The 11,496-nt window shown below is 65.8% G+C and carries 8 protein-coding genes; 4 read left to right on the top strand and 4 right to left on the bottom strand.

Annotated elements, in window-relative coordinates:
* Nucleotides 1–11: 11 nt before the first annotated feature.
* A complete protein-coding gene (gene trpD, locus NQ036_RS00310) occupies nt 12–1,106 on the bottom strand; it encodes an anthranilate phosphoribosyltransferase (protein ID WP_257046743.1) in 1,095 nt (364 codons plus the stop codon).
* Between the two features lie 336 nt (nt 1,107–1,442).
* On the opposite strand from trpD, the gene NQ036_RS00315 reads away from it, so the two are divergent.
* Genes NQ036_RS00315 through NQ036_RS00330 form a run of 4 tightly spaced genes read left to right on the top strand, consistent with a single transcriptional unit; the run spans nt 1,443 to nt 5,634 of the window.
* On the top strand, nt 1,443–2,081 hold the full coding sequence (locus NQ036_RS00315) for a heme-copper oxidase subunit III (protein WP_257046742.1): 639 nt from the start codon (nt 1,443–1,445) through the stop codon (nt 2,079–2,081).
* Nucleotides 2,082–2,129: 48 nt separating this feature from the next.
* Nucleotides 2,130–2,915 (top strand): cytochrome c, encoded by a 786-nt coding sequence (locus NQ036_RS00320; protein WP_257046741.1) that lies wholly within the window; start codon nt 2,130–2,132, stop codon nt 2,913–2,915.
* A 47-nt stretch (nt 2,916–2,962) separates the two neighbouring features.
* Nucleotides 2,963–4,009 carry a ubiquinol-cytochrome c reductase iron-sulfur subunit gene (locus NQ036_RS00325; RefSeq protein WP_257046740.1) on the top strand — a complete coding sequence of 349 codons (1,047 nt, stop codon included), beginning with the start codon at nt 2,963–2,965 and terminating at the stop codon, nt 4,007–4,009.
* Nucleotides 4,006–5,634 carry a ubiquinol-cytochrome c reductase cytochrome b subunit gene (locus tag NQ036_RS00330; protein WP_257046739.1) on the top strand — a complete coding sequence of 543 codons (1,629 nt, stop codon included), beginning with the start codon at nt 4,006–4,008 and terminating at the stop codon, nt 5,632–5,634. The genes NQ036_RS00325 and NQ036_RS00330 overlap by 4 nt, the downstream gene beginning before the upstream one ends.
* A gap of 246 nt (nt 5,635–5,880) precedes the next feature.
* On the opposite strand, the gene NQ036_RS15610 is transcribed toward NQ036_RS00330, so the two are convergent.
* Genes NQ036_RS15610 through NQ036_RS00345 form a run of 3 tightly spaced genes read right to left on the bottom strand, consistent with a single transcriptional unit; the run spans nt 5,881 to nt 11,359 of the window.
* Nucleotides 5,881–7,155: an AAA family ATPase gene (locus NQ036_RS15610; protein WP_373566569.1), complete on the bottom strand. Its 1,275-nt coding sequence runs from the start codon at nt 7,153–7,155 to the stop codon at nt 5,881–5,883.
* Nucleotides 7,156–7,202: 47 nt separating this feature from the next.
* Entirely contained in the window at nt 7,203–10,244 is a 3,042-nt protein-coding gene (locus tag NQ036_RS00340) for an AAA family ATPase (protein WP_257056821.1), read from the bottom strand.
* Entirely contained in the window at nt 10,241–11,359 is a 1,119-nt protein-coding gene (locus NQ036_RS00345; RefSeq protein ID WP_257046737.1) for an exonuclease SbcCD subunit D, read from the bottom strand. The genes NQ036_RS00340 and NQ036_RS00345 overlap by 4 nt, the downstream gene beginning before the upstream one ends.
* Nucleotides 11,360–11,496: the final 137 nt, after the last annotated feature.

Below are 11,496 nucleotides of genomic sequence, written 5' to 3' on the forward strand. Positions count from 1 at the left end.
ACAGCCCGGGGTCAGCCCCGCGCTGCGATCCGCTGCGAGGCGTCGACCAGGGCCTCGAGCCGTCCCGCGGCGGCGCCGGAGTCGATTGCCCGGCGCGAGGACTCGATCTTGACGGACAGGCGGTCGGCGAAAGAGCCGCCCGCGTCACGATCGAAGGCGACCAGAGCGGCCGCCGCATTCAACAGGACCGCATCGCGAACCGGCGATTCCTCCCCGGCCAGGGTCCGGCGCATGACAGAGGCGTTGAATGCGGGGTCTCCGCCGCGGAGATCCTCCTTGGTGACCCGCGGAAGGCCCAGCTCGGTGGCGTCGAGGACCGAGTGCTCGACGTTGCCGCCGCGGACTTCCCAGACATCATTCGGTGCGGTGTTGCTCAATTCGTCGAGCCCATCACGCGAGCGGAAGACCACTGCGGTGTCACCGCGGGCGGCCAGGGTGCCGGCGACGAGTGGCGCCATCGCCGGGTCGGCCACCCCGATCGCGGTGGCCCTCGTGTGCGCGGGGTTGGTCAGGGGCCCCAGGATATTGAAGGCCGAGGGCACCGCGATCTGTTTGCGCACAGGAGCGATGAAGCGCATGGCGGGGTGGTAGACATTGGCGAAGCAGAAGGCCATTCCGACCTCGTGGGCCAGTTCCACGGTCTGCTCCGGGGTCAGGTCGAGGACCAGTCCCAGTCGTTCCAGCACATCGGCCGAACCGGAAGCCGAGGACGTGGCCCGGTTGCCGTGCTTGACCACCCGGGTGCCCTGGGCGGCGATCACGAAGCTCGACGTCGAGGAGATGTTGACGGTCTTGGCGCGGTCTCCACCGGTACCCACGATGTCGACGGAATCGGAGAGGCCCGGGAGCTCCACGGCATGCTCCATCATCGCCTCGACCAGACCGGAGATCTCCTCGACGGTCTCGCCTTTGCCGTGATGGGCCACAAGGAAAGCCGCCATAGTGACATCGGGCACGACGCCCGACATGATCTGATCCATTGCCCAGGCCGAAGTGGCACGGTCCATATCGTGGTGGGCCATCAGTCCGACCAGCAGATCGGACCAGTCGCGGACCTCGCGCAACGTGGGCTCGGTCGGCTGATCTGTGGCAGTGGATGGAGACATGGTGTGCCTTTCGGAATGGAAACCTCATCGTAGGGCGTCGGCGACACCCTCAGTGGCAATCCTATTGGCTGTCTCGGTGGACCGGGCCCGCCGGTGGCTACAGGCGTCGGTGTGACCGGAACGGGCGCAGCCACGGCCGCGGCAATTAGAACATACTCCGATGCCCTAAAGATGCCTGCTCGCGATACCTTGGTCACCCTATGGGACTGGCGATCTGCCGCGTCAGAGCTTGCCAAGCCCGGGAATCCGCGGAAGGCACTACGCGTTGTAGAAAAACAGTTCCGCAAACCTGAGTGAAAGATGAAATTAGCCTGCGCACTGAGTAATAATAGGGCTGTGTCTACTGCCACTGCTAATCACTCAGCGCCGGTTCATCCCGTGATCAACAGGCCAAACTCGACCACTGTCGGGTTCATGGTTTGGCTGTCGAGCGAGTTGATGTTCTTCGCCGCGCTCTTTGCTATGTACTTCACGATTCGGTCGGTCGTACCGGAGATGTGGGCTACGGAAACCCAGAAGCTCGAGGTTCCCTACGCCACTGTGAACACCATCATTCTGGTGGTGTCGTCCGTGACGTGTCAGATGGGCGTGTTCAAGGCCGAGCATTTCAAGCCCCGTCGTACCGGCGGGCTGCTCAATGTCGGGTCCTGGGGCATGGTCGAGTGGTACTTCCTGTCCTTCATCCTGGGTGCGATCTTCGTGTCCGGCCAGGTGCTGGAATACGCGAACATGGTCTCCGAGGGTATTGCGATCAACTCCGATGCCTACGGGTCCGTCTTCTACCTGACCACGGGCTTCCACGGCCTGCACGTGACCGCCGGCCTGTTCGCCTTCCTGTTGGTGATCGGCCGCGCCTACGGTGCCAAGAAGTTCGGTCATCGTGAGGCGACGTTCGCCATCTGCATGTCGTACTACTGGCACTTCGTCGACGTTGTCTGGATCGGTCTGTTCAGCGTCATCTACCTGCTGAAGTAGCCACCGGCTCCGACCGTACGTATTTCCAGTAATGAAAAGGACAAACTCGTGAAGTTTCTTTCACAACGGCGACGCCACCCGATGGCTCTGCTCGTGCTGCTCCTCATGGGTCTGATGCTCACGGGCGGTGCTTACGCCCTGTTCACGACCAGCAGCACGGCAAAGGCCGAAGAGTACTCGGCCTCCGATATCGACGGCGGCAAGAAGCTGTTCGTGTCCAACTGTGCGACCTGCCATGGCGCTGGTGCCCAGGGCACTCCCAACGGGCCCAGCCTGATTGGCGTCGGAGCCTCGGCCGTCGACTTCCAGGTCGGCACCGGACGTATGCCGCTGCAGGCATCGGGCCCACAGGCGCCCGTGAAGAAGGCGCAGTTCAGCGACGACCAGATCAAGCAGCTGTCCGCCTACGTCGCCTCGCTGGGCCCCGGCCCGTCGATTCCGGACTCGGAATACCTCGATGCCTCCAAGGGTGACGCGGCCGCCGGTGGCGGTCTGTTCCGCACCAACTGCGCCATGTGCCACAACGTCGTCGGCGCCGGTGGTGCCCTGACGCGTGGCAAGTACGCCCCGAATCTGCAGCAGGTCAGCGAAAAGCACCTGTACGAGGCGATGCAGACCGGTCCCCAGAACATGCCGATCTTCAACGACGCCAATCTCACCCCCGAACAGAAGCGCGACGTGATCTCCTACGTCCGCACGGTCTCCGAAACCCCGTCGCCCGGTGGTTTCAAGCTCGGTGCCCTGGGCCCCGTCGCAGAAGGCCTGTTCGTCTGGTTCTTCGGTCTGGCCGCTGTCATCGGCATCACCGTCTGGCTTACGGCTCGGTCGAAGTAAATGCCCCAGAAGTCTCTATCCACAACGATCACTAAACGAGGAAGCGAATGAGCTCGAATCAGCATTCAGGTTCCACGGCCGGTGAGCTCGAAGTGGTGAACGGGTTCGAAAACCCCGGTCTCCCCGAGCACAAACCGCGCATCACAGACGTCGAACCGGCTGCCGAGAAGGTGGCTGAACGCCAGATTGCGGCCTGGTTCCTTCTGTCCATGGTCGGCACCATCTGGTTCATCGTGTCGTACTTCCTGTTCCCGCTTGACGGACAGATCGGCTCTGTCCGCATGCAGAACACCATGCTGGGCATCGGCCTGACGGTCGCGCTGTTCAGCATCGGTATCGGCATCATCCTGTGGGCCAAGACCCTGATCACCGACGCCGAGGTGTCGGAGGATCGCCACAGCATCCCGGGCTCGGAAGAGGATCAGGCAATCGCCATCGAGATCTTCAACCAGGCCAAGAACGAATCGGGCATCGCCCGTCGTCCGCTGATCCGCAATATGCTCATCGCCGCCGTGGCCATCGCGCCTCTGCCCGCGATCCTGGTGCTGCGCGATCTGGGCCCGCTGCCCGGTAACAAGATGTTCGAGACCCTGTGGGGCCCGGGCGTTCGCCTGTGCAAGGACACCGGCGGCGTGCCGTCGGTGGAGACCCCGATCAAGGCCTCCGATGTCACGATCGGTTCCGCCTTCCACGTGATCCCCGAGGGAATGAACAAGTCGGAGGACCCGCTGAATGAGAAGGCCAAGGCCGCTGTTCTGCTGATGCGGGTGGATCCCGAACAGCTGAATACCAAGCCCGAGCGTGAGAGCTGGCAGGTCGACGGCATCGTCGCCTACTCCAAGATCTGCACGCACGTGGGTTGCCCCGTGGCCCTGTACGAGCACCAGACGCACCATCTGCTGTGCCCGTGCCACCAGTCGACCTTCGACGTGACCAATCACTGCAAGGTCATCTTCGGGCCGGCCAAGCGTCCGCTTCCGCAGCTCCCGATCAAGGTCGATTCCGACGGCTACCTTGTCGCCCAGCGCGACTTCACCGAGCCCGTCGGCCCGTCCTTCTGGGAGGTTCACACGAGGGAGACTGAATCTCGATGAGTACCGATCTCAACGCACCCCCGGCTCTCGCCGCCACCTCGAAGTGGATCGAGGAACGAACCGGGGCCTCCGCGGCCGTCAAGGAGTTCGGCCGTAAGATCTTCCCGGCCCACTGGTCGTTCATGCTGGGCGAGGTCGCCCTGTACAGCTTCATCGTGCTGGTCCTCTCCGGGACCTTCCTGACGCTGTGGTTCCATCCGGCGATGGGGGAGACGCACTACGAGGGTCCGTGGACTCCGTTGAAGGGCGTCGAGGTATCCGAGGCATACGCTTCGACCCTCTACATCTCCTTCGAGGTCCGCGGCGGCCTGTTCCTGCGCCAGATCCACCACTGGGCTGCCCTGCTGTTCATGGCGGCACTGAGCATCCACGCTCTGCGCATCTTCTTCACGGGCGCCTACCGCAAGCCGCGCGAGGTCAACTGGATCGTCGGCGTGGGCCTGGTCGCCATGGGTATGGCCGCCGGCTTCACCGGCTACTCCCTGCCCGACGATCTGCTCTCGGGCAATGGCCTGCGGATCATCGACGGTCTGCTGAAGTCCATCCCGCTGATCGGCACCTACCTGTCGTTCTTCCTGTTCGGCGGTGAGTTCCCCGGCACCGATATCGTCTCGCGCCTGTACTCCGTGCACATCATGATCGTCCCGGCACTGCTGATCGCCCTGATCGGCGTGCACCTGATGTTCGTGGTCATCCACAAGCACACGCAGTGGCCCGGTGCCGGGCACACGGAGAAGAACGTGGTCGGCGAGCCCGTCCTGCCGACCTTCGCGGCCAAGGGCGGTGGCTTCTTCTTCATGATCTTCGGCCTGCTCTCGGCGATGGCCGGGCTGTTCACGATCAACCCGATCTGGAACTACGGTCCCTACGATCCTTCGCCAGTGTCCGCCGGTACCCAGCCCGACTGGTACATCGGCTGGATGGATGGATTCCTGCGCCTGCTGCCCGGTTGGATGGAGTTCTACGTCTTCGGCTACCCGATCTCGCTGAACATCTTCCCGGCTCTGCTGGCGGCGGCTGTTCTCTTCGGCGGCATGGTCGTCTGGCCGTTCATCGAAGCGTGGATCAGCGGGGACAGGCGTGAGCACCACATCCTGGACCGTCCGCGCAACGCCCCGACGCGCACCGCGCTGGGCGTGGCCGTGATCATCTGGTACTGCGCGATGTGGGCTGCCGCCTCCGGCGACTTGATCGCTGTGTTCTTCCACATGTCGCTGAACGACATGATCTACGTGTTCAGGACGCTGTTCTTCGTCGGTCCGGTGATCGGGTACATCGTGACCAAGCGGATCTGCATCGGCCTGCAGCGCAAGGACCGGGAGATCGCTCTGCACGGGTTCGAATCCGGCGAGATCATCCGTCTGCCCCACGGTGAGTACCAGGAACGCCACAAGCCCCTGGACGAGCACGAACGCTGGCGCCTGACCGCATTCCAGACCCCGTCCTATGTTCCGGCGCAGCCGGATGCCAGGGGCAAGGTCTCGGGTGCGGAGAAGGCTCGCGCGGCCCTGTCGAAGTTCTTCTACGAGGACCGTGTCGAACCGGTGACCAAGGCCGAACTGGATGAGGCCCACGCGGCCCATGCAGTCGAGGGCCATGGTTCCACCGGCGAGCTGGAGCACTGAGCCGGCAGTAAGGCACACGCCCGTGGGGCGGACACCTGAGGGTGTCCGCCCCACGGGCGTTTTTCGTGTCCGGCTCACAAACTGCGCGCCCACAACGGATCGTTCTGGTTCCCCTTGATGGCAGTCGGTGCCCGGCCCGGAAATGCAAGCCGAGAGGGTAAGACGACAAAAGGACCCTGCCAACATCACCGAGATGATTGGTGGTGTCGGCAGGGTCCAGCGCAATGCTGCCCCTGGCGGGGTGGGTCAGTGCCGGGGTCGGCGGGGCTTTCGTTCGCCTTCGGAGGGCGTGTCCGCGGGGGAATCGGGCTGGTCCAGGGGCCGGCGGTCATTACCGCGCGGGCGGCGGAGACTCGGTTCACCAGCGGCATTTGCGGACGGGGCACGATCGGGCCGACCGGGTGCAGCCGCTGCCGGTGCGGCGGTCTGCGGAGCAGGGGAGATCTGCTGCGGCGGACTGTTGGGCACGGCGGGCGCAGCGATTGTGGGACTCTGCGCCGTGAAGGTCGGCGGAATGTCCGGCTTGACCGGTGTCTTCACCGAGTTCGCTGAGGTGCCGGTCTTCTCGGCTGCCCGCCGTTCGAGTGCGATGAGGAACGCGTCCTCGTGGGTCGGGGGTTCCGACTCCGGGGCCGGTGTCTGGCCGGTGGGTTGTGCCCCGGCGTCTGTGACCGCGTTCGGCTCGGCGGGTACCGTCGGTGCCTGGGCGGACCGTGTCCGCTCCCGGTCCTCGGACCCGCGGATACTCTCGGCACGTAGCGTACGGTCGAGGATCTGGTCGAATGCGGTGGCCAGTTCGGCGGCCGGGCGCCCCGGCCAGGCATGGATCGGGCGGGCAGAGCCCTGGGCCTGTTGTAGGACCGTGCGCTCGGGTAGAGCAGGGGAGAGCACAAGGGGACCGAACATCTCGCGCAATTCATTGACCCTGTACTGGTGCTCACGTGAGTTGGGCCGCACCCGGTTCACTGCGATGCCCAATGGCTGGACGGTAGCAGAGGAGTGGCGGCGTAATTCGTCGACGGCCCGCAGTGCCCGGTCGGCGGCGGCAACGGAGAACAGCCCCGGCTCGGTGACGATGAGGACGCGCTGGCTGGCCGCCCAGGACGCCCGGGTCAGTCCGTTGAGGGAGGGCGGCGTGTCGATGATGACCAGGCGGTAGTCCTGGGCGATTCGGCTCAGCGCCTCCCGGAGTTTGCGCAGGTAGCGGTCGGAGAGCGAGGGCCGGTCGAACTCCGCAGCCCGTGGAGAACCGGGGATGACGTCGACGCGTCCGCGCTTGTCGGTCCACCCGCTGGGTACCAGCGCATCACCGAGCAGCTTGGATTTGGGCGCGGCGAGGACGTCCGCGACGTCGAGCGGGGTCTGCACGGGAATATCAAGACCCGTGGATACATCCGCCTGCGGATCCATATCGACGATCAGGGTCGGAACCCCACGGCTGTACGCGGCCGATGCGAGACCCAAGGTGACCGAGGTCTTGCCCACTCCGCCTTTTAGACTTGAAACACTGAGGACGATCACAACCTTAACGTTATCGCACCGACCGGGGTGATTTCTTCATCCCGCGCCTACCGGAGAGCCGAATGCGTTGTAATAGTCGAACCCGTGGGGGATGGGACTACCGTCAACGTGTTCGGAACTACATCGTGAATCGCCTGCACATGGGAGATGATTCCGATGGTCCGGCCGCCCTCCCTCAGTTCGTCGAGCACCGCCAGGACCTCTGCCAGCGCATCGGGGTCCAAGGATCCGAAGCCCTCGTCGATGAAGAGGGTGTCCAAGTCGATTCCACCGCGTTGCGCCGCCACGGTGTCCGCCAGGCCCAGGGCGAGGGCGAGTGCCGCCATGAAGCTCTCTCCGCCGGAGAGCGTGCGGGTATCGCGCAGCGTCTGGGTGAAGGAGTCCTCTACCAATAGTCCGAGCCCGGCACGTTTCTCCCGTTTGTGCAGCCCGTCGTCATGGACCAGGCGGTAGCGGCCCCGGCTCATGGTCGTCAGGCGCTGTGAGGCGTTGCGCGTGACATCGATGAACAGTGCCAGCAGGGCGTACGAGGTCAGCGGCATCCGTTTGAGGTTGTCGGCACCGGTGGCGCTGACCGTCTCCGCCAGGCGCACCCTGGTGGCCAGCTGGGACATGCGGGCGTCCTGTGCGGTGGCACGGCGGGCGTGGGCGGTGCCCTGCTCGGCCAGTTCCGTGGCCGCATGTCGGGCGAGGGTGAATCGCTCCGCCGCAGCGCTCTGCTGCGCTTGGGCTCGTACGAGCCCAAGGCGTGCGGCGTCGCGGCGATCTGTGAGGAGCTCGTCCGGGCTCGAGTCGGCCAGTGCGGCCGGCGCTGCCGGATCCTCACGCAACTGCGCGAGTCGGGAGGCGGCATCCTCGTGGGCCCGGATTCGGGAGGCCAGTGCGGACTCGTCTCCGGTGGCGGCCCGTGCCAGTTCTTCGGGATCGGCGAACGGGGAGTCGGATAGGAGTGCGGCGAAGCGCTCACTGGTGTCCTGGGAGACTGCCAGGGCGGCCGCGGCTTCGCCCGCGGCCAGCTGGGCCCGACGTGTGGCCTCGACCAGCTCGGCACAGTCGGCTGCCAGGATCTGCGCCGCCTCCGGTTCCCGTGGAGCGGTCAGGCCGGCGGCGGCCAGCGTTTCCTCCTCCGGCAGGAGAGAGGCCGTCGCGAGGGCAGCGAGGTCCGCGCTGGCGTGGGTGAGCTGATCCTGCAAGGCGTCGGCTCGCCGCCGGCAGGTTGTGGCGTGCGTCTGTGCCTCCTGTCGGCTCGCTTCAGCGGCGGACGCGGCCCGTACCCGGTCCTGGGCGCCGGCCTCGAGTTCCCGCAGATGGGCTGTGACCTCTGCTAGTTCCGCTGCTGCGGATTCCTCATCGACGCCGCCCAGTGCCTCCGCGCGGGTCCGCGCAGCGGTATGGGCGTCTCGGGCCTCGCCCAATGCGATCCTGACGTCCTGCAGGTGGGACTCGGCCTGGGTCCAGCGGGTGGCCGCGGCCTCTTCATCTGCGCGGGTCACGGCATCTGGTGCGGTACCGGCCGGCGCAGGGTGTTCCTCCGATCCACAGACCGGGCAGGCCGCACCGTCCTGCAATTGGGCTGCGAGTTCAGCGGCGAACCCGGCCAGGCGCAGGTTTCGGGTCCGTTCGAAGGCACTTCGGTCGTCTTCCGCGCGGTGCTGCGCACGGTCGAGGTCGTTCTGGGTCCTGAGGAGTTCGGCCGAGGTGCGTTCGAGCTCTGCACAGGCCTCCCGTACCGCAGTGCGACGCCGGGTAGCCTCGGCGACCCTGCCGCGAAGTGTTTCGAGGCGTTCGGGGGGAATCAGTGCGGCGGTCGTGCTGTTCACGCGCTCTATGTGTTCGGCCAGCGCAGAGGAGGCGGCGTCGGCGGTTTCGTGGGCAGACGCCACGTCTGCGGTGAGTCGGTCGACTCTGGCCAGGAGCTCGGCGCGCCGGCCCAGGCCTTCGGCCAGCCTGTCTGCGGCATCGCGCAGCGCCAATCGGGATTCGAGGAGGGTATGGGGGAGCTCTGCCGACTCCGGAAGACCCAGTCTGTTCGCTACCTCTTGCAGGGCCTGCGCGGCGCGTCCGGCGGCGGCGTCGAGCTCCCTGACCGTGGCCTGGCGTCTGCTGGACTCCTCGGCCAGGCTCGTGAGCTCCCGGGCCCGGCGCAGACGTGCAAGTTCAGTGCGGCTCGAATGCAGGTCGGCGGCACCGGCGTCGACTGCGGTCTGGAGTGAGCGAATCCGATCGGCCAGGGCGCGTCGGTCGATGGCCTGTTGTGTCCGTTCGACCCGACCGGCGGCCACGGTCACCTCCTGTTGGGCCAGTGCGAGTATCTCAGCGGCAGCCCAGGACTCCTCCTGGGTCTGGATTCGGGCCACGGACAGCGCAAGTGAGACTTCGGCCGAGGTCGGATGGTCCGGAATGGCGATGGCATCGCCGGGCAGGCCCGCGATCTCCAATGCCCGTGCCATTGTGTGCGTCCGGGTGGCCGAGATCGTGCCGATCTCGCGGCGCGCCGCGGTCGCGTCGGCAGACAGAATGCGTTCGACAGCGGCGAAACGGCCGGTGTCGAACAACTGCTGAAGGATCGGTTCGCGTTCCTGTGGGCCGGCCTTGAGGAACTGTGCGAACTGTCCCTGTGGCAGCATGATGATCTTGGTGAACTGTTCGGCATTGAGGCCGATGAGGTTCTGGATGGTCTGCGAGGTCTCCTGATTGGTCCGGGTCAGGCCGGCGGGACCGTCGCCGCGCAATTCGCTGAGGAACGCCTGGGCGCGCTGCACGGTCATCCGGTTGCCCCGCTTGGCTGGGCGTTCATAGGCCGGAGTCCGCTCGACCCGGTAGGTGTGACCGCGTGCGCTGAAGGTCAGGGTGATCGTCGTCGGCATGTCGGGGCCCGCGGCCTGGGCGCGCAGTTGGTGGGCATCGTTGCGCTGGCCGGGAACGCGTCCGTATAGCGCATAGCAGACCGCATCGAGGATCGAGGTCTTCCCGGCGCCGGTGGGACCGGAGATGAGAAACAGTCCGTCGGCGGCGAGCCGGTCGAAGTCGATGTGAATCCGTCCTGCGAAGGGCCCGAAAGCGCTCAATTCCAGGGTGTGCAGTCTCATGCGTCCTCCCGCAGCGCCTGGGCCAGCGCGGTATCGAACAGTGCGGTTTCCTCCGCGGTCGCAGGCTGTCCGGTGGTGGTGCGCATGAAGTCGATGAAAACCTGTGTATCGGTGCGCGCTTGAGTGGAGCCGGTCGGTGCGGTGGCCGTGGGAGTCGGCAGGTTCGTCCATTCGTAGCGGACCAGTCGTTCGAAGGCCTGTTTCAGGCGCGGTAGGGCCTGCGGCGACCTGGCCGGATCGGTCAGCCGGACCTCGACGAAGGAACCGTCGTCCGGGGTCCCGAGCACTTCGGCCAGGGTGCCGGTCAGAGTCCGGGCGGAGACGAAACAGGGCAGGGCGATGGCCTCGACCTGCGCGGGACCATCGGGTGGGACGTCGATCTGCAATAGCCGTTTGGGCCCTTCGTCGAATCCGAACGCCAGGGGAGACCCCGAGTACCGCACAGTGGGCAGTGGGTCCTGAGGGCGGTGTAGGTGGCCCAGAGCGGTATAGGCGGTGGAGGCGAATGTGGCCGCGGGCACGGAGCCGACCCCGCCCAGATCGATCTGGCGTTCGGATTCGGAGGGACCGGAACCGGTGACAAAGGCGTGGGCGGCCACCACGAGTCGGGTACCGGGGTGGTTGCGGGAGTGATCATCGTGGATGATCTCCATAGCCCGCTCCAGGACCGCGGCGTGGGTCCGGGGAACACCCAGCCGGTCGGCCACCAGTGCGGGCTCCAGATAGGGAATGCCGTAGACGGCCACGTGGGCGTCGGAGTGCCCGATGAGCGCCGGGCGCACAAGGTCCGCCAGGCGGGTGCGCAGATGGATTCCGGAGTCATCGAACAATTCCCGGCCGAAGCCCAACCGCATGAACGAATCATGATTGCCACTGGTGGCCAGGACCGCCACGCCGGCCTGGCGCAGGCGTGCCAACAGTGTGTCGAAGGCGGCGACGGCCGCGGGTCCCGGGATCGCGCGGTCGTAGACGTCGCCCGCGATGATGAGGAGGTCCACATGGCGTTCGGCACAGACGTCGACCAGATGCTCTGCCAGCGCGGTGTGGGCCGCGCTCAGGTCGAAACCGAAGAAGGTGCGTCCCAGGTGCAGATCCGAGGTGTGGAGTATGCGCATGCGACAACCCTAGCCGCGGGCGCTGACACGGCCGGGTGCCGCTGTCGGATGCCACGATGTGACATCGTGCACTGGGTATCTGTCGAGGTGGGTAGAGTATGTCCTGACATCAGTGTCCCCCTCACCGTCAATGATGG

Source organism: Brevibacterium sp. 91QC2O2, from assembly GCF_024580695.1.
Lineage (GTDB): Bacteria > Actinomycetota > Actinomycetes > Actinomycetales > Brevibacteriaceae > Brevibacterium > Brevibacterium moorei.

Excerpts from the sequence above, each read along its gene's own strand:
- trpD (WP_257046743.1), bottom strand. The coding sequence starts at position 1,106 with ATGTCTCCATCCACTGCCACAGATCAGCCGACCGAGCCCACGTTGCGC.
- NQ036_RS00325 (WP_257046740.1), top strand. The coding sequence starts at position 2,963 with ATGAGCTCGAATCAGCATTCAGGTTCCACGGCCGGTGAGCTCGAAGTG.
- NQ036_RS00330 (WP_257046739.1), top strand. The coding sequence starts at position 4,006 with ATGAGTACCGATCTCAACGCACCCCCGGCTCTCGCCGCCACCTCGAAG.
- NQ036_RS00340 (WP_257056821.1), bottom strand. The coding sequence starts at position 10,244 with ATGAGACTGCACACCCTGGAATTGAGCGCTTTCGGGCCCTTCGCAGGA.
- NQ036_RS00345 (WP_257046737.1), bottom strand. The coding sequence starts at position 11,359 with ATGCGCATACTCCACACCTCGGATCTGCACCTGGGACGCACCTTCTTC.